This window comes from Janthinobacterium lyxosi, from assembly GCF_051380665.1.
GTDB lineage: Bacteria > Pseudomonadota > Gammaproteobacteria > Burkholderiales > Burkholderiaceae_D > Janthinobacterium.
This window is the reverse complement of the sequence record NZ_JBNYXM010000008.1, coordinates 56,513-79,883: the sequence shown is the minus strand read 5'-3', so window position 1 is coordinate 79,883 and position 23,371 is coordinate 56,513. Positions and strand designations below refer to the sequence as shown.

At 65.2% G+C, this 23,371-nt stretch carries 23 protein-coding genes; 14 read left to right on the top strand and 9 right to left on the bottom strand.

Translation table 11 applies throughout. From position 1 onward, the window contains the following. Positions 1-4: 4 nt before the first annotated feature. Both ACQ4WP_RS10220 and ACQ4WP_RS10215 read right to left on the bottom strand, forming a co-directional pair. Positions 5-1,243 carry an MFS transporter gene (locus ACQ4WP_RS10220; protein WP_436520236.1) on the bottom strand — a complete coding sequence of 413 codons (1,239 nt, stop codon included), beginning with the start codon at positions 1,241-1,243 and terminating at the stop codon, positions 5-7. Beyond that, positions 1,240-1,779, bottom strand: a complete 540-nt coding sequence (locus tag ACQ4WP_RS10215) for a PadR family transcriptional regulator (protein ID WP_436520234.1) — start codon at positions 1,777-1,779, stop codon at positions 1,240-1,242. The genes ACQ4WP_RS10220 and ACQ4WP_RS10215 overlap by 4 nt, the downstream gene beginning before the upstream one ends. A gap of 99 nt (positions 1,780-1,878) precedes the next feature. Here ACQ4WP_RS10215 and ACQ4WP_RS10210 point away from each other — a divergent pair, with 99 nt between their 5' ends. Then, positions 1,879-2,448 (top strand): GNAT family N-acetyltransferase, encoded by a 570-nt coding sequence (locus ACQ4WP_RS10210; RefSeq protein WP_436520232.1) that lies wholly within the window; start codon positions 1,879-1,881, stop codon positions 2,446-2,448. Between the two features lie 81 nt (positions 2,449-2,529). Next, entirely contained in the window at positions 2,530-4,104 is a 1,575-nt protein-coding gene (locus ACQ4WP_RS10205; RefSeq protein WP_436520228.1) for a POT-type proton-dependent oligopeptide transporter, read from the top strand. A 67-nt stretch (positions 4,105-4,171) separates the two neighbouring features. Here ACQ4WP_RS10205 and ACQ4WP_RS10200 read toward each other — a convergent pair whose 3' ends face one another. After that, entirely contained in the window at positions 4,172-5,815 is a 1,644-nt protein-coding gene (locus ACQ4WP_RS10200) for an alpha-D-glucose phosphate-specific phosphoglucomutase (RefSeq protein WP_436520226.1), read from the bottom strand. A gap of 168 nt (positions 5,816-5,983) precedes the next feature. Here ACQ4WP_RS10200 and ACQ4WP_RS10195 point away from each other — a divergent pair, with 168 nt between their 5' ends. From ACQ4WP_RS10195 to ACQ4WP_RS10145, 11 genes are all read left to right on the top strand, one after another. Then, positions 5,984-6,118 (top strand): hypothetical protein, encoded by a 135-nt coding sequence (locus tag ACQ4WP_RS10195; RefSeq protein WP_436520224.1) that lies wholly within the window; start codon positions 5,984-5,986, stop codon positions 6,116-6,118. Between the two features lie 293 nt (positions 6,119-6,411). Further along, positions 6,412-8,673, top strand: a complete 2,262-nt coding sequence (locus tag ACQ4WP_RS10190) for a TonB-dependent siderophore receptor (RefSeq protein ID WP_436520222.1) — start codon at positions 6,412-6,414, stop codon at positions 8,671-8,673. Positions 8,674-8,735: 62 nt separating this feature from the next. After that, positions 8,736-9,482, top strand: coding sequence for a DUF4198 domain-containing protein (locus tag ACQ4WP_RS10185; RefSeq protein ID WP_436520220.1), 747 nt, complete (start codon positions 8,736-8,738; stop codon positions 9,480-9,482). Positions 9,483-9,484: 2 nt separating this feature from the next. Further along, positions 9,485-9,841, top strand: coding sequence for a DUF3649 domain-containing protein (locus ACQ4WP_RS10180; protein WP_436520218.1), 357 nt, complete (start codon positions 9,485-9,487; stop codon positions 9,839-9,841). Beyond that, positions 9,838-11,469: a PepSY-associated TM helix domain-containing protein gene (locus ACQ4WP_RS10175; protein WP_436520216.1), complete on the top strand. Its 1,632-nt coding sequence runs from the start codon at positions 9,838-9,840 to the stop codon at positions 11,467-11,469. The genes ACQ4WP_RS10180 and ACQ4WP_RS10175 overlap by 4 nt, the downstream gene beginning before the upstream one ends. Beyond that, positions 11,469-11,822, top strand: coding sequence for a DUF3325 domain-containing protein (locus ACQ4WP_RS10170; RefSeq protein WP_436520520.1), 354 nt, complete (start codon positions 11,469-11,471; stop codon positions 11,820-11,822). Before ACQ4WP_RS10175 ends, ACQ4WP_RS10170 begins: the two co-directional genes overlap by 1 nt. A gap of 11 nt (positions 11,823-11,833) precedes the next feature. Further along, on the top strand, positions 11,834-12,376 hold the full coding sequence (locus ACQ4WP_RS10165; RefSeq protein ID WP_436520518.1) for a sigma-70 family RNA polymerase sigma factor: 543 nt from the start codon (positions 11,834-11,836) through the stop codon (positions 12,374-12,376). Beyond that, positions 12,373-13,314 carry a FecR domain-containing protein gene (locus tag ACQ4WP_RS10160; RefSeq protein ID WP_436520214.1) on the top strand — a complete coding sequence of 314 codons (942 nt, stop codon included), beginning with the start codon at positions 12,373-12,375 and terminating at the stop codon, positions 13,312-13,314. Before ACQ4WP_RS10165 ends, ACQ4WP_RS10160 begins: the two co-directional genes overlap by 4 nt. Positions 13,315-13,450: 136 nt before the next feature. Beyond that, a complete protein-coding gene (locus ACQ4WP_RS10155; RefSeq protein WP_436520212.1) occupies positions 13,451-13,630 on the top strand; it encodes a hypothetical protein in 180 nt (59 codons plus the stop codon). After that, positions 13,627-14,082 (top strand): TonB-dependent receptor domain-containing protein, encoded by a 456-nt coding sequence (locus tag ACQ4WP_RS10150; RefSeq protein ID WP_436520210.1) that lies wholly within the window; start codon positions 13,627-13,629, stop codon positions 14,080-14,082. Before ACQ4WP_RS10155 ends, ACQ4WP_RS10150 begins: the two co-directional genes overlap by 4 nt. Continuing rightward, the gene (locus ACQ4WP_RS10145; protein WP_436520208.1) at positions 14,079-14,309 is read left to right on the top strand and encodes a hypothetical protein; all 231 of its coding nucleotides are present in this window, start codon (positions 14,079-14,081) and stop codon (positions 14,307-14,309) included. The genes ACQ4WP_RS10150 and ACQ4WP_RS10145 overlap by 4 nt, the downstream gene beginning before the upstream one ends. Here the strand turns inward: ACQ4WP_RS10145 and ACQ4WP_RS10140 are convergent. The 6 genes from ACQ4WP_RS10140 to ACQ4WP_RS10115 all read right to left on the bottom strand — a co-directional run bounded on the left by ACQ4WP_RS10140 (position 14,300) and on the right by ACQ4WP_RS10115 (position 22,092). Continuing rightward, positions 14,300-16,102: a putative bifunctional diguanylate cyclase/phosphodiesterase gene (locus ACQ4WP_RS10140; RefSeq protein WP_436520206.1), complete on the bottom strand. Its 1,803-nt coding sequence runs from the start codon at positions 16,100-16,102 to the stop codon at positions 14,300-14,302. The genes ACQ4WP_RS10145 and ACQ4WP_RS10140 overlap by 10 nt on opposite strands. A 168-nt stretch (positions 16,103-16,270) precedes the next feature. After that, complete coding sequence (locus ACQ4WP_RS10135) at positions 16,271-17,884, bottom strand: methyl-accepting chemotaxis protein (protein ID WP_436520204.1); 1,614 nt, start codon at positions 17,882-17,884, stop codon at positions 16,271-16,273. Positions 17,885-18,110: 226 nt separating this feature from the next. After that, the gene (gene xylB / locus ACQ4WP_RS10130; RefSeq protein ID WP_436520202.1) at positions 18,111-19,586 is read right to left on the bottom strand and encodes a xylulokinase; all 1,476 of its coding nucleotides are present in this window, start codon (positions 19,584-19,586) and stop codon (positions 18,111-18,113) included. A gap of 134 nt (positions 19,587-19,720) precedes the next feature. Beyond that, the gene (locus ACQ4WP_RS10125; protein ID WP_436520200.1) at positions 19,721-20,254 is read right to left on the bottom strand and encodes a GNAT family N-acetyltransferase; all 534 of its coding nucleotides are present in this window, start codon (positions 20,252-20,254) and stop codon (positions 19,721-19,723) included. 8 nt (positions 20,255-20,262) lie between these two features. Beyond that, positions 20,263-20,781: a GNAT family N-acetyltransferase gene (locus ACQ4WP_RS10120; RefSeq protein ID WP_436520198.1), complete on the bottom strand. Its 519-nt coding sequence runs from the start codon at positions 20,779-20,781 to the stop codon at positions 20,263-20,265. Between the two features lie 36 nt (positions 20,782-20,817). Then, complete coding sequence (locus ACQ4WP_RS10115; RefSeq protein WP_436520196.1) at positions 20,818-22,092, bottom strand: amidohydrolase family protein; 1,275 nt, start codon at positions 22,090-22,092, stop codon at positions 20,818-20,820. 396 nt (positions 22,093-22,488) lie between these two features. Here ACQ4WP_RS10115 and ACQ4WP_RS10110 point away from each other — a divergent pair, with 396 nt between their 5' ends. After that, entirely contained in the window at positions 22,489-23,370 is an 882-nt protein-coding gene (locus ACQ4WP_RS10110; RefSeq protein WP_436520194.1) for a phasin family protein, read from the top strand. Position 23,371: the final 1 nt, after the last annotated feature.

The following is a 23,371-nucleotide window of genomic DNA, read 5'->3' as shown; positions in this document are numbered from 1 at the left end:
CCGCCTACGCCGGCGCCCCCTGCGGCGCCGCGCCGCGCACGCGCGCCACCCACCACACCGTCCACAGCGACAAACCCGCCGCCAGCCAGCCATTGATGCCATAGCCGCTGATGTGGCCGGCCGCGTCCGTCTGCAGGGTCAGGCCGCCCAGCCAGGCACCCAGACCGCTGCCCAGGCTTTGCAGGGCTGAATTGGCGCTGAGAAAGGCGCCCCGCTTGTGTGGCTCCGGGATCGTCGTCAGCAATGCCTGCAACGGTATCGTGCGCCCCGAGACGAGGGCCATAAAAAACGGAAACACCAGCATCAGCGCCAGCAGCGGCAACTGGGGCAAGTGCGTCATGAACAGCAGTGGCGCGATCGACAGCAGGGCTACCCAGCGGTACACCTGCTGCTTGCCGGCCCGGTCCGCCCAGCGGCCGATCAGGCGCGCCGTGAAGATCGTGGCGCAGCCGCCCGCCAGATACACCCAGGTGACGTCGGCCGGCGCCAGCCCCATATTGCCCACCAGCACGGGCGAAATGAAGGGGATCACCAGCATGCCCGCCGTCATGTTGACAACGGACAAGGCAAACGCTTCCAGGTGGCGCCGTTCCCGGAACAGCGCCAGCAGCTTCGGCAGCACCTGGCGCAGCGGCGTGGGGGCCGCGCCCATGTGCGCCGTCAGCGAGGGCAGCACGCGCGCCGCGCCCAGCCAGATCAGCAGCGACAGCACGACCAGCAGGAAGAAGGGCGAAGCCCAGCCAAAGTGCGCGGCCAGCACCACGCCGATGGGCACGCCGCCCACGGCCGCCATGGCAAACGAAGTCATGACGATGCCCGTGGCCGCGCCACGCCGCTCGGAAGGGATCACGTCGCCGATGATGGCCATGACGATGGCGCCCAGCACGCCGCCCGTCAGCCCCGCAAAGGCGCGCGACCATAACAGCACATGGAAGTTCGGCGCCAGCGCGCAGGCCAGATTCGACACGGTGAACAGGCAAAACATGGTCAACAGCAGCTTCTTGCGGTCGAAGCGGTCGATATACGTGGCCGCCAGCAAACCGGACAAGCCCGCGCACCAGGCATAGGCCGAGACAGCGCCCGAGACGGCGGCCGGGCCGATGCCGAAGGCCTGCATCAGCTGGGGCGCCAGCGGCATCATCACCATGAAATCCATGATGACAGTAAATTGCGTCAGCGCAAGCAGCCACAGCATCGCACGTTCGCGCGCCGGCGTCAGCAGCGGCACCGCTGGGGCCGTCATGCGAGCGCCTCGATATCGGTGCGGGCCTGGCGCAGGATGGCGCGGATGGCATCGGTATCGCCCGCGCGCCCACGCGCCAGCACCGCCGCCTTCAATTCGTGCATCAGGTGGCGCAGATCGTCATCCGCGCCGGCCGGCGCATCGACCCTGGCGGCAATCGCGTCGACATACGCGCGGTTCGCTTCCAGGAAGACCAGCCCTTCCGGTGTAATGCTGTGCAGCTTCTTGTTGCCATCGAGGCTGACGGCCACGTAACCGTGCCCCACCAGGCCGTGCATCAGCGGATAGATGGCGCCGGGACTCGGGGCATAGGCGCCGCCGGCGCGCTGGGCTATGGCCTTGATGATGTCGTAGCCGTGGCGCGGCTTGTCGGCGATCAATTGCAGCACCAGGTAGCGCAAGGTGCCCGCATCGAACATTTTCGGTCCGCGCGCGGCGGGAGCATGGTTGGCAACGCTGGCAGCGGCGCCCGGCGCATCGCCCTGGCTGTGGGTTGCCGCGCGCAGCGGGTGCGTGCCGCAAAGAAAAAGGGACATGGTATTCCTTAAGATATATCGCAATAAGATATATCTTATGCTTGAAGCCGCCGTAAGGCAAGGTTTACTTTCTGGCATCGAAGGCCGATACTCGCCCACATGCCTGCCATCACTGTCCGCCTCCTTACGCCAGACGACGCTTGCGCCTACCGCGCACTGCGCCTGGCCGGCATCGCCGAACTGCCTGCCGCCTTCTGCACCACGCACGCTGCGGAAAGCGACTTGCCGCTGGCACAGATAGCCAAGCGCTTGCGCGCCACTTCCCACCAAATAATATTTGGCGCTTTCAACGAGAAACAATTGATCGCCATTGCCGGCCTGCGCCGCGAACCGATCGCCGTCGTGCATGACAAGGCCAGCCTGTGGGGCGTGTACGTGGCGCCGCAGGCGCGCGGGCGCGGTGCGGGACGGCGACTGGTGCAGGTGGCCATCGCGCATGCCTGCGCCATTCCCGAGCTGAGCCACGTGCGCCTGGCCGTGGCACAGGACAACCACGCGGCGTTGACCCTGTACCTGGGCTGCGGCTTTACCCTGGCGGACGGTCCCGCGTCGGATGGCATGCTGCAAATGCAGCTGTTGCTATCCCGCCCGATGCGTGCAAGTGCAAGTGCAAGTGCCGAAAGTAATGTCTTTATGAAAATCAATACCTTACAAATCCCTGCGAAATAGCGGACAGACCGTTTTTTCTGTTGCAAGCAAACGCGGCAGGCCTTAGCATCGCGGCTTACAAAAAAAACTTGGGGAGAGCCAATGTCATCGGCCGAGACACAAACCGCCACGGGCAAAATGCCCCGGCAAATACCGTACATCATCGCCAACGAAGGCTGCGAACGCTTCAGCTTTTATGGCATGCGCAACATTCTGACGCCATTCCTCATCAGCACCTTGCTGCTGATGATCCCGATCGACCAGCGCACGGGTGAAGCCAAGCACGTCTTCCACACCTTCGTCATCGGCGTGTACTTCTTCCCGCTGCTGGGTGGCTGGCTGGCCGACCGCTTCTTCGGCAAATACAACACCATCTTCTGGCTCAGCCTCGTGTATTGCGCCGGCCATGCCTGCCTGGCGCTGTTTGAAAACAGCGTCAACGGCTTCTATTTCGGCCTGTTCCTGATCGCCTTCGGTTCCGGCGGCATCAAGCCGCTGGTGGCCTCGTTTGTGGGCGACCAATTCGACCAGACCAACAAGCACAAGGCCAAGCTGGTCTTCGACCTGTTCTACTGGATCATCAACTTCGGCTCCTTCTTCGCTTCGCTGCTGATGCCGATGTTCCTGCGCGACTTCGGTCCATCGATCGCCTTCGGCATCCCCGGCCTGATGATGCTGGCCGCCACCCTCGTCTTCTGGATGGGCGCCAAGAAGTACGTGCACGTGCCGCCGGCGCCGCCGAACCCCGATTCGTTCACCCGCGTGGCCCGCACGGCCCTGCTGGCCCGCGTCGATGGCGGTTCGCGTCCCGGCCTGTATGTGGCTTACGTCGGCGTGATCGGCGCCCTGTATGCGTTCTACAGCATTCCCGAATGGGGCTTCGTGATTTCGGCGTGTACCGCGCTGGTATTGCTGCTGGCCTTCGGCAGCATCGGCACGGCCATGCAGCTGGAACGCGCGCGCGGCATCCACCCCGACGAAGCCGTCGAAGGCGTGCGCGCCGTCCTGCGCATCCTCGTCATCTTCGCCCTCGTCACGCCATTCTTCTCGCTGTTCGACCAGAAGGCCTCGACCTGGATCGTGCAGGCGAACACCATGGAAAAACCAAGCTGGTTCTTGCCGGCGCAGATGCAGGCGCTGAACCCGATGCTCGTGATGCTCTTGATCCCGTTCAACAACCTGGTGCTGTACCCGATGCTGAACCGCTTCGGCCTGGAAGCGACAGCCCTGCGCCGCATGACGGCCGGTATCGGCTTTTCCTCACTGGCGTGGATCGTCATCGGCTTGCTGCAACTGGCCCTCGACAGCGGCAACGCCGTCTCCATCATGTGGCAAATCCTGCCGTACGCCTTGCTGACGTTCGGCGAAGTGCTGGTCTCGGCGACAGGACTGGAATTTGCCTACAGCCAGGCGCCCGTCTCGATGAAGGGCGCCATCATGAGCTTCTGGAATCTGTCGACCACGGTGGGCAACCTGTGGGTGCTGATCGTCAACCGCAGCGTCATGAACGAGGGCGTGATCGGCAAGATCGCCGAGAGCGGCATCAGCGTGACGGCTTTCCAGATGTTCTTCTTCGCCGCCTTTGCCGCGGTCGCCATGCTGGCCTTCGGCCTGTATGCAAGGCGTTACAAGATGGTCGACAACTACCGCCAGGCCGTGGTGCCGGGCAAGGCATGATCTACAAGTAAGCTGAAATGAAGAGCGCCCACAGAACATCGTGGGCGCTTTTTTTTGCCTGTCCTTGTCAGGTCGTTACCGTCGGCGCGTCGCGTCCCGTGCGGGCGCGGATCTGCGCCAGTTGCTCGGCCACGGCGATCAGTCCCGCCAGCGCCTCCTGCGTGGGGATGGCATGCCGGGCCGGATCGGCTTCGTAGCGCTCCAGGTACAGGCGCAGAGTGGCGCCTTCGGTGCCCGTGCCGGACAGGCGCAGCACGATGCGCGCGCCGTCTGTCATGATGACGCGGATGCCCTGCTGCGTCGCCACGGAGCCGTCGACCGGATCCGTGTAGCTGAAATCGTCGGCCAGCGCCACCGTACAGCCGCCCAGCGTCTGGCCCGGCAAGGCGGCGAGCCGGCCGCGCACGGCTTCCATCAGCTGTTGCGCGCCCACGCTGTCGATATCTTCGTAATCGTGGCGCGAGTAGTAATTGCGGCCATACGTGGCCCAGTGCGCGCGCACGATCTCTTCCACCGATTGTTTTTTCTCTGCCAGCAGGTTGAGCCAGAACAGCACGGCCCACACCCCATCCTTTTCGCGCACATGGTTCGAGCCTGTGCCATAGCTTTCCTCGCCGCACAAGGTGGCCATGCCGGCGTCGAGCAGGGTGCCGAAGAACTTCCAGCCCGTCGGCGTCTCGTAGCACGGGATGCCCAGCGCGGCGGCGACCCGGTCGGCCGCACCCGACGTCGGCATCGAGCGGGCGATGCCCTTCAAGCCGGCGCGGTAGCCGGGCGCCACGCTGGCGTTGGCGGCCAGGATGGCCAGGCTGTCCGACGGCGTGACGTCGAAGCGGCGCCCGACGATCATATTGCGGTCACCGTCGCCATCCGAGGCGGCGCCGAAGTCGGGGGCTGCATTGTCACCATCTCCGGCCGCCATGATGGCGATCAGTTGCTGCGCGTTGACGGGATTCGGGTCGGGATGGCCGCCGCCGAAGTCTTCCAGGGGCACGCCGTTGATGACGCTGCCCTTCGGCGCGCCCAGCATGCCTTCCAGGATGGCCGTCGCATACGGGCCGGAAACGGCGTGCATGCCGTCGAAGCAGAGGCGCAAGCCGCCCGCGAACAGGGCGCGGATGGCGTCGAAATCAAACAGCTGCTGCATCAGTTCCGCGTAGTCGGCGACGGGGTCGATCACTTCGACCGTCATTTGCTCGATGCGCGCCAATCCCAGCGCATCGAGGTCGATGTCGGCAGCGTCGCTGATGCGGTATTCGGTGATGGCTTGCGTACGCGCGTAGATGGCTTCGGTGACCTTCTCGGGCGCCGGGCCGCCATTGGCGATGTTGTACTTGATGCCGAAATCGCCATCAGGGCCACCGGGATTATGGCTGGCCGACAGGATGAGGCCGCCGCTGGCACGATGCTTGCGAATCACGCAGCTGACGGCCGGCGTCGACAGGATGCCGCCTTGCCCCAGCAGCACGCGCGCATAACCATGCGCGGCCGCCATGCGCAGCACCGTCTGGATGGCCGCGCGATTGTAAAAGCGGCCGTCGCCGCCCAGCACCAAAGTCTGGCCATGGCAGTCGCCGAGCGTGTCAAAAACGCTCTGCACGAAGTTTTCCAGGTATTGCGGTGCACTGAAGACCGCCACCTTCTTGCGCAGGCCCGAGGTGCCGGGCCGCTGGCCTGCCATCGGCGCCGTATTGATAATTTGAATAGCCATCTTGCCTCCTTATTAACTTCCGATGGTAACGCATGCCAGGCAAGCGGCAAAGCGTTGTACGTCTGCCACGGTGCGCCAAGCCGCTTAACGCTGCATCCCGGCATGCCATATAATGAGAATCATTCTCATATGCGGCATTCCTGGCTGCGGACTCATACATCGGACGCCGTGACTGGCTACAGCCTCAGTCCCAAGCTGGAGCTGTCGCTGACGGTGAACAAGCTGTTTGACAAGAAATACTACGCGCGTGTGTGGGCCGCCTATGGTTCCAACTTCTACGGCGAACCGCGCACGCCATGCTGACCCTGCGCGGCCAGCTGTCAACGCCAGCGTTCCTGCGCACGCACGGCCGCCGCCGGCAATGGGGCGGCCGTCCTCGTTTACAACATCGTACTCTTGCATCTCTCACAACCCCGCACTATAATAAGAATAGTTCTCATTCACATTTTCAACTCCCACCGGAGTCTGCACGCAGTCGCCTGACTGATGCCCGGCTGGATGACACGCTGCGCCAGCCAGGCACCACCGCCAAGCAAGCCTCCCATACCAAAAACGCCAGCCGCTCGACGGTGGGCACACGAGAAGAAGGATGTTTCATGGCGCGAGCACGTTCGCTGGCCGGCATGGTTGCCGGCCCGTTTCCCCCACCGGTTTCCCACCTTGCCCTGCGTCCGCTGGCCATCGCCGTGCATTCGGCATTGCTGGCGGCAGCACTGGGGAGCAGCGCGGCCGTGGCAGTGGAAACGCCGGCCACGCCCGCTGAAGCCACCTTGAGCGAGATCAAGGTGCTGGGCCAGCAAGACAAGGCGGCGACGGAAAACACGGGCTCCTACACCACCAAACAGATGGCCACGGCCACGCGCCTGGGCCTGTCGATCCGCGACACACCGCAATCGATTTCCGTGGTGACGCGCCAGCGCATGGATGACATGGGCCTGAACAGCCTGGCCGACGTGCTGGTGCAGTCGACGGGCGTGACGGTGCAGGAACTCGATAGCGAACGCATCAGTATTTCAGCGCGCGGCTTTTCCATCGGCAATTATCAGATCGATGGCGTCGCCGTCAATTCGGGCGCCAACGGACTGTTCGACACGGCCGTGTATGACCGCATTGAAATCGTGCGCGGCGCCACGGGCCTGGTCAGCGGCAATGGCGACCCGTCAGCCACTGTCAATATGCTGCACAAGCGCCCCGGCAAGGAATTGGCCGCCTCGGCCGGACTGACGGCGGGTTCATGGAGCAAATATCGGCTCGAAGGCGACATCAGCGGACCGTTGAACGCGGACGGCAGCATCCGCGGGCGCGCCGTGCTGGTGGGGCAGAACCGCCATTCCTATCTTGACGTCTACAAGGAGCGCAAGGTGGTCGCCTCCATGCTGCTGGAGGCGGACTTGACGGCCCATACCATGCTGACGGCCGGCATCGACTATCAAAAGAACACGCCGAAAGGCACGAGCTGGGGTACCACGCCCCTGTTCTTCAGCGATGGCACGCCCGCCAACATGCCGCGCTCGTTCAACATGGCGGCCAAGTGGAGCAGCTGGGAGCGCGAATTCCAGAACAGCTATGTCTACCTCGACCACCGCTTCGCCAACGGCTGGAAGATCCGGGCCGCCTACGGACGCCTCGACAGCTCCTGGGACGGCAAGCTGTATTTCGGTGGCGCGGAATATCCGCGTCGCGACGGCTCCGGATTGAAGGTCTGGAGCGGCGCCTTCCCCTACGAAGAAAAACAGGACAATCTGGATATTTCCGCCAACGGCACCTTTCCCCTCTTCGGCCGCCAGCATGACCTGGTGCTGGGTATCAATGGCTGGAAACGCACTGGCACGACGAAAGCGGCAGCACTGCGCAAGCCGCTGCCGTTCTCGGAAGAGATCGCCGACTACCGCCACTGGACGGGCAACGTGCCTGAGCCCGATGTGGTGTACACGGGCGCGCGCGGCGTCGTCACCACGCAGCAGACGGGCGCCTTCATCGCCACCCGCATCAATGTCACGGACAGCTTCAAGGTGCTGGGCGGCGCCCGCGTGAGCAAATGGAAGACCTACAAGGAAAACTACGATACCGGCAATGCCTACACGGGGCGCACTGCCGCGTATGACACCAAGGACGTCGTCACGCCGTACGCGGGCGTGGTGCTCGACGTCAGCAAGAGCACCTCGCTGTACGCCAGCTATACAGACCTGTTCAAGCCGCAAAACCTGAAGGACAAGAACAACGCCTTCCTCGACCCGATCACGGGCAGCAACGTGGAAGCGGGCGTGAAGAGCGATTTTTTCGACGGCGCCGTGAACGCCTCGTTCGCCGTGTATGAAGCCAGGCAGGACAACCTGGGCGAGGAAGATGCGTCCGTGCCGCTGAACGTCGTGCTGCCGGACGGCAGCCGCCCCTATGTCTCGACGGGCAAGGGCACGAAAAGCCGCGGCTACGAGGCGGAAGTGTCAGGCAGCCCCCTGAGCAGCTGGCAGCTGTTCGCCGGCTACACGCACAACCGCTCGAAGGATGCCAAGGGCGTGCTGACCAATACCATCCAGCCGACCAATATGCTGCGCGTCTCAACCACCTACCGCTTGCCGGGCGAGCTGCAGAACCTGACCATCGGCGGCGGCTTGAACTGGCAGAACGAAATCTACACGACGGCCACCCTGCCGGACAAAAGCAGGATCCGGGTCAGCCAGGGCAGCTACGTGCTGGCCAACCTGATGGCGCGCTACCAGATCAGCCCGAAACTGTCGGCCAGCCTGAATGTCAACAACCTGTTCGACAAGACGTATTTCCGTCGCGTGGGTTTCTATAACGGCGGCTACTACGGCGAACCGCGCAACGTGGCGCTGAACCTGCGTTACCAGTACTGATGCACGCTGTCCTTGGGAACCCGGCCGATTTTCCATTCACATAACAAGATAAGGCATACACCATGCACCTCACTTCCATCGCGCGCCTCGGCGCCCTCGCCACCGCCCTGCTGGGCACGGCCATCGCTTCTGGCACGGCCAGCGCGCACCAGATCTGGCTGCAGCAGGACGGCAAGGCAGCCAGCGTGTATTTCGGCGAATTCGGCGACAACCTGCGCGAAGCGTCGCCCGGCCTGCTGGACAAGTTCAGCATCAAGAACGTGACGTGGGTGTCGGCCAAGGGCGCGCAGTCGCTGCAGGCGAGCAAGACGGCCGGCGCGTTCATCCTGAATGGCAAGGTGGGCGCCGGCGAAAGCATCATCGTCGAGGAAGACAACTACCCGTCATGGGAAGAGAAGAAGGATGGCAAGGCCACACGCACCGTGTGGATTCCCGCCGCGCGCCTGGTCGCCGACGCCAAGGCGCAAGTGCCCGCACTGACCCTGGACCTGGTACCGACCGGCAAACCAGGCCAGTTCCAGGTCAGCTACCAGGGCAAGCCGCTGGCGCAAGCCAAGGTCAACGCCGTGGTGCAATCGGGTTGGGGCAAGGAAGCGTGGAGCGATGCGCAAGGCCTGGTCAGCTTCCCGCTGCCATGGAAGGGAAGCTATGTACTGGAAGTGCAGCACACAGACAAGACGGCCGGCCAGCGCGGTGCGCAAGCCTATGACAAGGCCATGTTCGTGACCACCCTGAGCCTGGTGCAGCCGCAAGGCGTGACGCCGCTGCCGGCCGGCCCGGCCCTGCCACCGAGCAAGGATCACGACTGACCATGCAAGCGCCAGCCAATACCGAATCCACTAGCACCGCTGAAAAAATCGCGCGTCTGCGGCTCTCCGCCGGTGCGCTCTACCGCCTCGGCGTGGCTTCGCGCAGCGTGGCGGCCATCGTTGGCGGCTACGTGCTGGCCGCGCTGGTCACCATGCTGCTGTCGGTGAGCCTGCCCATGGCCCGTTCCGAAGCCGTCATGACAGCCACCCTGCTGTCCTTTGCCATCTACACCTGCGTGGTGATGTGGGTCTTCGCCACGCGCAGCGCCCTGCGCGCCTGGTTGGGCCTTCTGATTCCCGCCGCCGTCATCGCCGCCATCCTGCAGTCGATGGACGCACTATCCTGGAGTCTCGCATGAAAGAAGGTTTCCGCCAGTCGATGGCGTGGCTGCACACCTGGTCCGGCCTGCTCGTCTGCTGGATCTTGCTGCTGGTGTTTTGCGCCGGCACGGCCAGTTACTACCGCAATGAAATCACCCTGTGGATGCAGCCCGAATTGCACGGCGCCGCCGCCAGCCAGGTGAGCACCGAGGAAGCGGCCAATGTCGCGCAAAAAGCGATGGAAGAACGCGCCACGGGTGCCACGCGCTGGTTCATCAGCCTGCCCGGCGAGCGCAATCCCGCCACGCAACTGGGCTGGAGCAAGCCGTCGCAACCCGGAGAAAAGAAACGCGGACGGCGCGGTAATTTTCATAGCGAAAAAGCCGACCCGGCCACGGGCGAAGTATTGTCGAAGCCGCGCGAGACGCGGGGTGGCGAATTCCTTTATCGCCTGCATTTCGACCTGCACTACATGTCGGCCATCTGGGGCCGCTGGATCGTGGGTTTTTGCGCCATGTTCATGTTCGTCTCCATCATCAGCGGCATCGTCACGCACAAGCGCATCTTCAAGGACCTGTTTACCTTCCGGCCGAAAAAGGGCCAGCGCTCGTGGCTGGACGCGCACAACGTGACAGCCGTGCTGGCACTGCCCTACCACATCATGATCACCTATACGGGCCTGGTCACCCTGATGTTCCTGTACATGCCATCGGGCGCCACGGCCGCCTACAAGGGCGACCAGGATGCCTTCTTCGCCGAAGCCTTCCCGGGCCGCTCGGGCGACAGCAAGCCGGCCGGCGTGGCCGCGCCGCTGACGCCACTGGCACCCCTCGTGCGCCAGGCCGAGCAGCACTGGGGCGGCAAAGTCGAACGCATCTCCGTCAACCACCCGGGCGACGCCCACGCCACCATTTCGCTGACGCGCGCCGGCGGACGCGACATGTCGTCGAAGCAGCCGTCGATGGAATTCGATGGCGTCACCGGCAAGCTGCTGTCGACCGATGGCGACGCGCAGCCCGGCGCCGCCGCCACGCAAGGCGTCATGGTTGGACTGCACGTCGCGCATTTCGGCGGCCCGCTGCTGCGCGCACTGTTCTTCCTCTCCGGCCTGGCCGGCTGCGCCATGGTCGCCACGGGCGCCCTGCTGTGGGCCGTCAAGACGCGCCAGAAGCAGGCCAAGGCGCTGGCCGCCGGCAAGCGCGCCAGCTTCGGCCTGCGCCTGGTCGAAGCGCTCAACATCGGCGCCATCGCCGGCATTCCGATCGCCTTCGGCGCCTACTTCTGGGCCAACCGCCTGCTGTCGGTGACGATGGAAGACCGGCCGAAAGAGGAAATCGCCTGCTTCTTCGGCGCCTGGGCCCTGGCCGCCATCATCGCCCAGCTGCGCCCATCGCGCACGATGTGGCGCATGCAGCTGGCCGCCGGCGCCTTCCTGTTGGCATCGCTGCCCGTGCTGAACGTCTTCACCACCGGGTCGCACCTGGGCGTGACCCTGTTCCTGGGCCGCGGCCCCGTGGCGGTGGCCGCCTTCGACCTGGTGGTGCTGGTGCTGGGCCTGGGCCTCGCGTATGCGGCGTTCAAATTGAAACCGCTGCCCGTGAAGGCATCGAAGGCGCAAAAAGCAACGGACGCCGCCAAGCCGGCAACGACGATGGAGGCCGCGTGATGGAGCTGCTGTCGAACTTCCTCGTCTTCGCGCTGTGCTATGCAGGCCTGTCGTCGCTATGCCTGGCGATGGACCGCCACTACGCCGACCTGCACGGGCGCGGCGCCGAACCGCCCGCGCCGCTGCGCCGCCGCCTGCAGTGGGCCGGCTGGCTGGCGCTGGCGGCCGCCCTGGCCTGGGCCATGCACATCGCCGGCGGCGGCTACGGCCTGGTCTACTGGATCGGCAGCCTGACGGGCTGCGGCTTGCTGCTGATCTGGCTGCTGCCCTATGCGCCCCACCAGGCCATGCGCCTGGCGCGCGTCATCGGCGGCGCGGCCGTGCTGGCCGTCATCGCGCTGGCAGTGCTGTAGTTATCGTGGCCATGCCAGGCAGTCCGTTCGCGCCCTCCCCCCTGCTGCCCACGCAGCTGGAAAACCCTTACCGCGCACACCACGGCTGGCTGGCGCACTGGCTGCAGCGGCGCCTGGGCAATGCTGCCGAGGCGGCCGATTGGATGCAGAATACCTTCGCGCGCCTGCTGGCCGGCCCAACGGCGCAGCCGCAAACGCCGGCCCTGCGCGCACCGAAAGCCTATCTGGCGACGGTCGCAAAACGTCTGCTGATCAACCACTTGCGCCGCCAGTCGCTGGAACGCGCGTGGCTGGACGCACTCACTGCCCTGCCCGAACACCATATGCCATCGACCGAGCAGCGCGCGCAAATCGTGCAGGTGCTGCAAGCGGTCGATGCCATGCTCGACGGCCTGAAACCGCAGGTGCGCGCCGTCTTCATCATGGCGCAGATCGCAGGCCATGCGTATGCGGACATCGCCGCGCAACTGGGCATCGGCGAGCGCTCCGTGAAGCGCTACATGGCCGAGGCCCTGACCGAATGCGTGCTGCGGGCGCCGGATCTGCCGGCATGAGCGCCGCTGCTCCGCTGTCGCGCAAGGTGGCGCGCCAGGCGGTCGAATGGTATTTGCTGGAGCAGTCGGGCCAGGCCACGCCGGATGACCTGGCGGCGTCGGCCCAATGGCGCGCACTCGACCCGGAACACGCGCGTGCCTGGCACAGGGTGCAGCAGGTGAGCCAGACGGCGAATCTGCTGCCGCCGGATCTGGCCGCGCCCGTGCTGCGCCGGCCGCAGCGCCGCGTGGCCATACAGGTGCTGCTGGCGCTGATGGCTGCGCCCGCCGCCTGGCTGCTGGTGCGCCACGAGATGCTGGCCGATTACCGCAGCGGCGTGGGCGAACGGCGCGAAGTATCCTTGCCCGATGGCGGCACCCTGGTGCTCAACACGGACAGCGCCGTCGATGTGGCGTATGGCGCCGCCGAACGCCGGCTGACCCTGCGCCGCGGCGAAGTGCTGGTACAGACGCGCCCCGACCATGCGGGCAACCGACCTTTCATCGTCACCACTTGCCATGGCCGCATCCGCGCGCTGGGCACGCGCTTCACCGTGCGCGTCGACGACGATGGCAGCCGCGTGACGGTGCTCGAACATGCCGTGGAAATTACGCCGCGCGCGCCGTCGGCCACCGTGCGCACGGTCATGGCGGGCCAGCAAAGCCGCTTCGACGCCAGCCACGCCAACCTGCCCGCGCCGGCGCCGCTGCAGGCCGATGCGTGGGCGCGCGGCATGCTGGCGGCACAGGACATGCGCCTCGATGCCTTCGCTGCCGAATTGTCACGCTACCGCCCCGGCCTGCTGCGCGTGGAGCCGCAAGTGACGGGCTTACGGCTGTCAGGCGCCTTCCAGCTCGACGACACGGACGCCGTGCTGGAAAACCTCGCGCGCATCCTGCCCGTCGACGTGCTGTACCGCACCCCGTACTGGGTCACCCTCGCGGCCCGTAAAAAATAGTTGTGAAAAGTTGGCCCTTTTTTTCACCATGGCCTGTCCTGTGGGTATTGCAACGACATTTTGCAACGACATCTTGCAACGACACCCCACCGGAAAGGCCAGACCATGCACCCACCCCGTTTGACTCCCCTCGCGCGTGCGCACGCCGGGCCTGAACGGCAGCTACCCGGTGCCGCAGGCACTGGCCAGCGGGGAACGCAGCTACGTGCTGCGCAAGGCGGGTACGGCATCGCCCGCCGCGCCGATTGCCGCGACCCTGGGCGAAGTAGCCCGTTCCAGGCCTTCGGCCGCAAGCACGAATTGGTGCTGGGCGTGAGCGCCTCGGAACTCAAGACGAATAGCCCCATCTATCCGGGCTGGCGCCTCGATGGCTATGACTATACGGTGCCGGATATCCATCACTGGAATGGCGCCATGCCGGTACCCGGCTACAGCGGCGCGCGCCTGTCATACTGGAAACGCGACATCCGCAGCGATTATGCCAACGACACGAACCTGTACGACGCCATGCGCGAAAACGGCAAGATCACGCCGTATGCGGGCCTCGTCTACGACCTGGGCCAGCACTGGTCGGCCTACGCCAGCTACACCTGCATCTTCACGCCGCAAAGCCAGCGCGACGTCAACAGCCGCTTCCTGGCACCGCTGGAAGGCAAGCACTACGAAGTGGGTGCGAAGGGCGAATTCTTCGGCGGCAAGCTCACCACCAGCGCCGCCGTCTTCCAGCTGAAGCAGGAGAACCTGGCCTGGTGCTGGGCGGCGGCGTGAACTGGCAGAGCGATATCTACATGGATGACCGCGGGCCGAATGGCGAACGCTTCACGCAAAAGGCGTATGCGGTGGCGGGACTGATGGCGCTGTACCAGGTCAGTGCGCAGCTGGTGGCGACCCTGAACTTCAATAATGTCTTCGACAAGAAGTACTACTCGACGGGCATGGACGGCTACTACGGCGATCCGCGCAACGCCATGCTGTCGCTGCGCTATCAGTTCTGAATGACTTCACTACTTTTGAGCAGCACCTCGATGCCCTCGGGCGCCATGGCACGGCCCAGGTGGTAGCCAAACGCCTCGTCGCAGCCCATCTCGGCCAGCAGTTCCAGCTGCTCGCCGCTTTCGACGCCGCCGGCGATGGTGCGCAGTCCGAGCGTGCGCGCCATCGCCACGATGGCGCGTACCATGGCGCTGTCGCCACCGGGCTTGCCCAGGTCGTCGACAAAACACTTTTCGATCTTCACGGCATCCGTGGGAAAGCGTTTCAGGTAGTTCAGCGAAGCATCGCCCGTGCCGAAATCGCTGATGGCAATTGCCATGCCCAGTTGGCGGAACTGGCGCAGTATCAGTTCGCAGTTCTGGCTGCGCTCGATCAGGATGCCGGCGGCGATTTCCAACTCGATGCAGTGCCCCGGCACGCCGGCCGCCTCCAGCGCGGCGGCGAAATTGCGCGCGATATCGCGCTGGTAGAACTGGCGCGCCGACAGGCTGACGGACACCGTCAGCATCTGCCCCTGCGCGATCCAGCTGCGCGCCTGTTCCACCGCCGTGGCCAGCACCCAGGCGCCCACCGGCAGGATCAGCGCGCTTTCTTCCAGCACCGGCAAAAAATCGAGCGGCATCATCAGTCCCAGTTCCGGATGCTTCCAGCGCAGCAGCGCCTTCACGCCCGTGATCCTGCGCGTCTTCAGGTCCATGCGCGGCTGGTAGAACAGGGCGAATTCGTTGCGTTCGAGCGCATGGCGCAGGGCCGTCTCGAGGATGGTGCGCGAATACGACTGCGTCTGCATGCGCGCGGCGTAGCGCAGACAAGTACCCGGCGCGTGGCGCTTGGCCGCATACATGGCCAGGTCGGCCTTTTCGATCAGCGCATTGACGTCATCGTCATCGTCCGGGTACAGGGCCACGCCCACGCTGGCCGCCACCGACAAGCTGTATTCGCCGATAACGAAGGGGGCGCCGATGGCGGCGACGATTTTTTCGGCCACCCGCTCGGCATCGTGTGCCGTGCGCAATTCCGTCAGCAGGATGATGAATTCGTCGCCGCCCTGGCGCGCCACCGTGTCGACCTTGCGCACGCACTGCTGCACCCGGCGCGCGAACTCCGTCAGCACCTGGTCGCCCACGTCGTGCCCCAGGCTGTCGTTGATGGATTTGAAGCGGTCGATGTCGACGAACAGCACGGCCAGCAAGCCCTGGTGGCGGCGCGCGTAGGCGATGCCGTGCTCGAAGCGGATCTGGAAATGCAGGCGGTTCGGCAGCCCCGTCAAGCCGTCGTGGTGGGCGATGAATTCCAGCTGTTGCTCGGCGCGCCGGCGCGCCGACACATCGTGCAGCAGCAACACCGCACCGCCCTGCGCCAGCGGCGCGCAGCTGTACTGCACGTCGATGCGCTTGCCATCGAGATGGCGCAGCAGCACGGCGCCGCGCACCACTTCCAGTACTTCCTGCCGCGCCACGCAGTCGCGCACCTGGCGCGCCGCATCGATGGGCGTACCGTCATGGAACAGCGGAAGCAACTGCGTCACGGGCTGGCCCAGGCCATCGTCGCCCAGCAGGCCACCCATGGCGTTGGCGCGGGGATTCAGGTACTGCACCACGCCATCGTGGTCGGTGCCGATGACGGCCGCCGGCAATGCGTGCAGCAGCGCCAAGCTGTGGGCCTGCGCCGCCTGCAGCACGGCCCCGGCCGCATGGCGCAGCCGCCAGGCGCGCGCCGCATGCCATTGGCAGGCCAGCAGCACGCTCAGCATCACGGCCAGGCCCAGGCACAGCGCCAGCAGCAGCGCCGTCATGCGTTACCCGGCAGGCGGAAAGTGAAGAACATGGTTTTCCTTTGCAACGCGCGCCACGCGGCCGGGCGCAGATCCATGCGGAAAGGAAATAGTATAAGAATTTCGCCGGACTTTTTGCCTGATCGGGCGCCGCTTGACTGGCATCAAACGCCGCGAGGCGGGCCCGCGTCAGGTCAGCGACAGTCTCCGGGCCGGCGCGGCCACGCCGGGAACGGCGTGCAGTTTGAAGATGCTGACGGCATCGGCCAGGCTGGCTGCCTGCTGCTGCAGCGCGTCCGCGGCGGCGGCGGCCTGTTCCACCAGCGCCGCATTCTGCTGCGTCACGCCATCCATCTGGCTGATGGCGATGCTGATCTGCTCGATGCCATCGCGCTGTTCTACGCTGGCCACGGCGATCTCGCCGATGATGGCGTTGACGCGCTGCACGCTGCTGACCACGTCATCCATCGTGCGCCCCGCCTGGCCGGCCAGTACGCTGCCCTCTTCCACCGTGCGCACAGATTCGCCGATCAGCTGCTTGATTTCCATGGCCGCCGCGGCCGACCTGTGCGCCAGGCTGCGCACTTCGGTGGCCACGACGGCAAAGCCGCGTCCCTGCTCGCCCGCGCGCGCCGCTTCCACGGCCGCATTCAGCGCCAGGATATTCGTCTGGAAGGCAATGCCGTCGATGACGGCGATGATGTCGACGATACGCTTCGACGAAGCATTGATATGGCTCATGGTCTGCACCACCTGCGCCACGGCCTCGCCGCCCCGCTGCGCCACGTCGGATGCGCCGCCGGCCAGCTGGCGCGCCTGGTCCGCGTTATCATTATTCTGCCGCACGGTGGAGGTCAGCTCGATCATCGAGGCGGCCGTTTCTTCCAGCGAGCTGGCCTGCTCCTCCGTGCGCGAAGACAGGTCCATGTTACCGCTGGCAATTTCACCCGACGCCGTGGCGATGGCGTCCGTGCCGGCCCGCACCCGTCCCACGATGTCGGCCAGGTTGCCGCTCATCGCCTTCAAGGCACGCAGCAGGTCGCCAATTTCATCGCGGCCGCTGTCGGCCACCACGGCGCGCAAGTCGCCGGCCGCCACTTGCTGGGCGATGCCGACGGCCGCACCCAGCGGCACCGTGATGCTGCGGATCAGCCACCATACGGTGATTGACCCCACGACCAGGGTCACCAGCACGGTGGCCAGCATGGCGATGCTCGCGCTGCGGTGCGCGGCCGCGTCCTGCTCCTTCATCTGCGCCATCAGGCTGTGCGACTGCTTGCCTATGCCCGCGACGATGGCGTCGATCTGGCGCGTCGGTTCGCGATCGATACCCTTGACTAGCGCATCGACGGCCTGCGCGCTGTCGGCGCGCGCGCCATCATATTTTTGCAGCGCCGCCAGGTAGCTCACGCCCAACGCATCGTGCGCCTGCAGCGCCTGCTCCACGGGCGCCGTGTCGAGTTTCAGCGCCCCCATCATCGTCTGCAGGCTTTTCAATTCCTTGCGCGTCTGCGCGCCACTGGCGACAAACGCTTCACGGTAGCGCTGGAAGGCGGCCGCATCGCCGCCGCGCAGCAGGATGTTTTTCCATTCCTGCACCTGGATCTTGAATTCCACCTGCGCGCTGCGCGCCGCGTCGACCGCTTCCGTCAGGGCCACGGAGCGTTGCATGGCGTCCGCGCTGCGCGCACTGGCGGCGTCGAGCGCGCTCCAGCCGCGCACGCCAACGAATACCAGCGCAAGAAAGAAGAAGGCACCCAACAGACCCAGGCGGACGGAGATTTTCAGATTCGCGAGTTGCATGTATTTCTCCCAGCGGCAAGAACAGGATGGCAACAAAGGCGTCGCCAAAAACTATCCAATTCTCACCGATGAGGAAATCATGCAGCGTGCTCCGTGAAAAACCAAGGGACACTTTCACTAGAGAAACACTTTCAGCATAGAAACAACAAATTACACGGAAAGGTTGACTGTCTGGCCATATTGCCGGGCTCGCAGCATGGTCGGGCCGGCAATCTTGCCGGCAGCGCTAGCGCGCCGCCGCGGCCGCTCCCGCGAACTCTTCGCGCAGCAGCGGATACAAACGCCGGTAACGCGCCAGGCGCTCATCCAGCACGCCGGACGGCTGCGGCACCACCGTTTCCTGCACGGGCGGGCGCGTGCACACCTGCGCTGGCGGCAAGCCCGTCACCGCCATCCGCGCCAGGCGCGCCGCGCCCAGCGTGCCGCCGGCCACGCCATGGTCGTGCCGCAGCACGTTCAAGCCCGAGGCATTCGCGCACAGTTGGGCCCAGAAGCGGCTGCGCGAACCGCCGCCCACGAACGACGCTTCTTCCAGCCGCGTGCCGGCGTTGCGCAAGGCTGCATTGCCGTCGGCCATGGCAAAGGCCACGCCTTCCATCACGCTGTAGGCCAGTTCCGCGCGCCCGTGTTCCGTCGACAAGCCGAAAAACACCCCGCGCGCCGTGGCATCGTTATGCGGCGTGCGCTCGCCGCTCAGGTATGGCAAAAAGATGGGCGCCGTGCGCGCTTCCACGTTTTCCGCCAGCGATACCAATGCGCCGATGTCGCTCGATTGCGTCAGCCGCGCCACCCAACTGAGGCTGGACGCGGCGCTGAGGATCACGCTCATCTGGTGCCAGCGCTCGGGCAGGCAATGGCAGAATGCATGCACACCCTGGCCCGGATTGGGCGCATAGCCATCGCTGCCTGCAAACAGCACGCCCGACGTCCCCAGCGACAGCAGGCCGGCGCCCGGTTCCACCACGCCCAGGCCTATGGCGGCGGCAGCGTTGTCGCCCGCGCCGCCGGCCAGCAGCACGGTGTGCGCGATGCCCCATTCCTGGCACAGGGCCGGGCGCACCTGCGCGGCGGCGGCGCTGCCTTCGACCAGGCGCGGCATGTGCTCGCGCGTCAAACCCGTGGCGGCAAGCATGCGCTCGGACCAGTCGCGTTTGGCCACGTCCAGCCACAGGGTGCCGGAAGCGTCGGACATGTCGGACACGTACTCGCCCGTCAGGCGCAGCGCCACGTAATCCTTGGGCAGCAGGACCTTGGCCGTGGCGCGGAACAGCGCCGGCTCATGCTTTTGCAGCCACAGCAGCTTGGGTGCCGTGAAACCGGGCATGGCCTGGTTGCCCGTGATGGCGCGCGACTCCGGCACCAGCGCCTCGAGTTCCACGCATTCGGCAAAGGCGCGCGTGTCGTTCCACAGGATGGCCGCGCGCAGCACATGCTGCTGCTTGTCAAGCAGGGTGGCGCCATGCATCTGGCCCGACAGGGCGATACCGCGCAAGCCGGAAAACGCCAGCGGCTGCGCGCTGCGGATGGCGGCGATGACGTCCAGCATGGCGTGCCACCAGTCTTCGGGATGCTGTTCCGACCAGCCGGGATGGGGGCTGGCGACACGCAGGGTCACGCCGGCGCTGGCAAGGATGGTTTGGGCGTCATCGGTGAGGATGGCCTTGACTTCGGAAGTGCCGATATCGATGCCGAGATAGGTCACGATGGTTCCATGAAAAGTGTATGGGCGCCCGCGCACGGCGGCGATTTCAGGTTATGGTAATCGCCCGGCGCCGGCGGCAGCACGCCTTTCCGCATACTTTTTCACACTTTTCCGATACGCGTCAGCCAGCGCGTTCAACCATGCTGACGGAAGTCGCAGCGGTAGACATTCGTGTCCTTGCCGTCCGGCGGCAGGCGCGCAAAACGCTCGAAACGCAGTCCCAGCTTGTTGAGCAGCTTGATCGACGTCTGGTTCTGCTGCGAAGTGATGCCGTACACGGTGGGCAGGCGCAGCACGTGCTGCGCATGGCGCATGACGGCGGCGGCCGCCTCATGGGCATAGCCCTGGCCCCAGTAAGCGGGCAGCAGGGCGTAGCCGATGTCGGGACCGGGCAGGCTGGCGCGCAGTATCAGACCGCAAATGCCGATGGCGATGCCGTCGCTGCGCCGCTCGACGATGCAGAAGGAATAGCCATGCTGGCGAAACTGCGCCATCGCTCCCGTCTCCAGGGCCGCGCGGGCCGCTTCCACGGTATGCAGATGGCGCTGGCCGATATTGGCGATCCATGATGGCTCGTTGACCAGCGCCAGGTAGAACGCCGCATCGCCGGGCGTGACGGTGCGCAGCCGCAGCCGGGGTGTCTCGATGACCGTCATCGACTCTGTCATGGCGCCGCTCATGCCGGCCACTGCATCGGATCGGTCAGCAGCTGGTACATCACGTAGGCGTCGACATAGCCGAGCTGCGCGTGGCGGTAGGCCAGCGGCAGGGTGGCGACGACGCTAAAGCCCAGCTTTTTCCACAAGGTGACGGCGGCCAGGTTGGTGCTGACGACGAAGTTGAACTGCATCGCCAGGTAGCCGACGCGGCGCGCTTCTTCCATGCAGTGCACGCCCAGCAGGCGGCCCACGCCCACGCCCTGCGCGGCCGGATCGACCATGAACGAGGCATTGGCCACGTGCGCGCCGTGGCCCGGCTGGTTCGCCACCAGCTTGTACATGCCCAGCAGGCGCTCGCTGCCCATCACGGCGACATAGCTTTGCACGCCACGGCCGAACCAGTAGGCGTGGCACTCTTCGCGCGAGGTATCGGCGGGGAAGGTATAGGTGTCGCCAGCGGCCACCAGGACCTGGAAGATGACCCACATGGCGTCGAAGTCGGCTTCATTGGCCGGGCGGATATCAATTTCTTTCAAGGCGGTGCTCCCGATAACAAGTTATGCCAGATTGTATCAGCGCCCCAGGCAGAAATTGACCGTCTCGGGCCGGCCCGGCAGGTGCAGGCGCGCACTGGCGCGCGGCGCCTCGCTGACGACTTTCCCGCGCCGCAGCACCAAGCGCCGCGCGGCGCGCAGGCGCAGCGCTTCCACCGTGGAGCCGCAATCGAGGATCAGCAAGTCCGCATGGCAGCCGGGCGCGATACCATAGCCATCGAGGCCCAGGATGCGCGCCGGCGTTTCCGTCACGGCCAAAAAGCACTCGTGCATGGCTTGCTGGCCCGTCATCTGCGCCACGTGCAAGCCCATGTGCGCCACTTCCAGCATATCGCCCGAACCAAGGCTGTACCACGGGTCCATCACGCAGTCGTGGCCAAAGGCGACGGGGATGCCGGCGGCCAGCATCTCGGGCACGCGCGTCATGCCGCGCCGCTTCGGATACGTATCGTGGCGCGCCTGCAAGGTAATGTTGATGAGGGGGTTGGCAATGGCCGCCACGCCCGCCTCGCGGATCAGGGGCAAAAGCTTGCTCACATAATAATTGTCCATCGAATGCATGGACGTCAGGTGCGAACCCGTCACCCTGCCCTGCATGCCAAGGCGCTGGCTGTGGAAGGCCAGGGTTTCGATATGGCGCGACAGCGGGTCGTCCGACTCGTCGCAATGCATGTCGACCATCAGGCCACGCTCGCAGGCAAATTCGCACAGCAGGCGCACGGATTCGGCGCCATCGGCCATGGTGCGCTCGAAATGGGGGATGCCGCCCACCACGTCCACGCCCATGGCAATCGCGCGCTTCAGATTGTCGAAGGCGCCGGGACTACGCAGGATGCCATCCTGCGGAAAGGCCACCAGTTGCAGGTCGAGGTAGGGCGCCACCTGGCGCTTGACGTCGAGCAGCGCTTCGACGGCCAGCAGGCGCGGGTCGCAGATATCCACGTGCGAGCGGATGGCCAGCAAGCCGCGCGCCACGGCCCAGTCGCAATACTGCAGGGCGCGTTGCACCAGCGTGTCCTGCGTCAGCTGCGGCTTCAGTTCGCCCCACAAGGCGATGCCTTCGAGCAGGGTGCCGGACGCGTTGACGCGCGGCAAGCCATAGCTGAGCGTGGCGTCCATGTGGAAGTGCGCATCGACAAACGGCGGCGTGACGAGGTCGCCGGCGGCGTCGATCTCTTGCGCGCCCGTCACGGGCAAGGCGGGGCCGACGGCGGCGATGCGGCCGTCCTCGATGGCGATATCGATGGCACGGCGCCCATCGGGCAAGCTGGCATTGCGGATGACAAGGTCCATGCGGACACTCCTTCGGTTGACTACGGTGCCTGGCGCTTCAAATTAATTGCTATTTAATACATTCCATCCCGGCATGCTGCAGTGCACGAATGCAGTCACTGGCAAAAGCATAGCCATAGATTCGCTGACAACACCTTGCGCGTGCGCAAACTTCCCGCAAATGCTGCCAGGCGCATGAATGCAGCAAGTGCGCGCCAGGCACGCGGCGCACGCCCTTGAGAAAATAACTTTCAACTAACTCGAATCACCGCTAGAATATTCATATTGCGTTGCATCATAATCAGTCCATGATCAGCTGTTCAGCACGCTACCCACTTTACAAAACGCGGCCAACTCTGGTTTTCGGGATTTTGCAGAGCGTTTTGCCAGCATTTTAATCCGTACAAAGGAGTAAATATGTTTCCGCTTCCAGAACAAATTTCCAGCGCCGCCAAGTCGCAACTGGAAAACCAGCTGCAAATCTTCAACACCCTGACCAGCAAAGTCTTCGAAAGCGCCGAGAAAATCATCGCCCTGAACCTGAACGCAGGCAAGGCTGCCCTGTCGCACACGGCGGAAACGGCGCAGCACCTGCTGGCAACGCAGGATCCGCGCGACTTCTTCAGCTACAGCACCAGCCAGGCGCAGCCGAATATCGAGAGCGTGCTGGCATACAGCCGCCAGCTGTTCGGCATCGCCTCGAGCACCCAGGCGGAATTGCTGGCCTCGGCCAAAGCGCGCCTCGATGCGGCCGCCCCGGCCGTCGCAACCGCCCCGGCAGCGGTCAGGCCAGCACTGGCCGTGGTCGCACCTGCTGCCGCACCTGCACCTGCAGCGCCAGCAGCGGCACCTACCGCCGTTGCCGCGAAGCCGGCCGAAGTGCTCAAGCCTGCCGCCAAGGCAGCGCCCGCCCCCGTCGCTGTTGCTGCACCCGCAGCCAAGCCAGTGGCAGCACCGGCAAAGGTTGCCGAGAAGATCGCCGACAAGCCCGCCGTGAAAGCAGTCGAAGCCAAGCCAGCGGCCAAGCCGGAAGCGGTCAAGCCAGCACCTGCACCCGCCACCGCCGCTGCGCCAGCGAAAGCCGCCGCGCCAGCACCGGCCAAGCCTGCCGCCAAGCCATTTCCTTCCAGCAAATCAGTCGCCAAACCGGCCAGCGCCGCCGGCAAGACCGTGGCTAAAGTTGCCGTGAAGCACGCCCCAGCGCCAGCCGCCAAGCCGGCAGCCAAGGTAGCGCCCAAGGGCACGCCATCGAAACAGCTCGACATGCTGGGCGGCAGCAAAGGCAGCGGCCGCAAGTAAG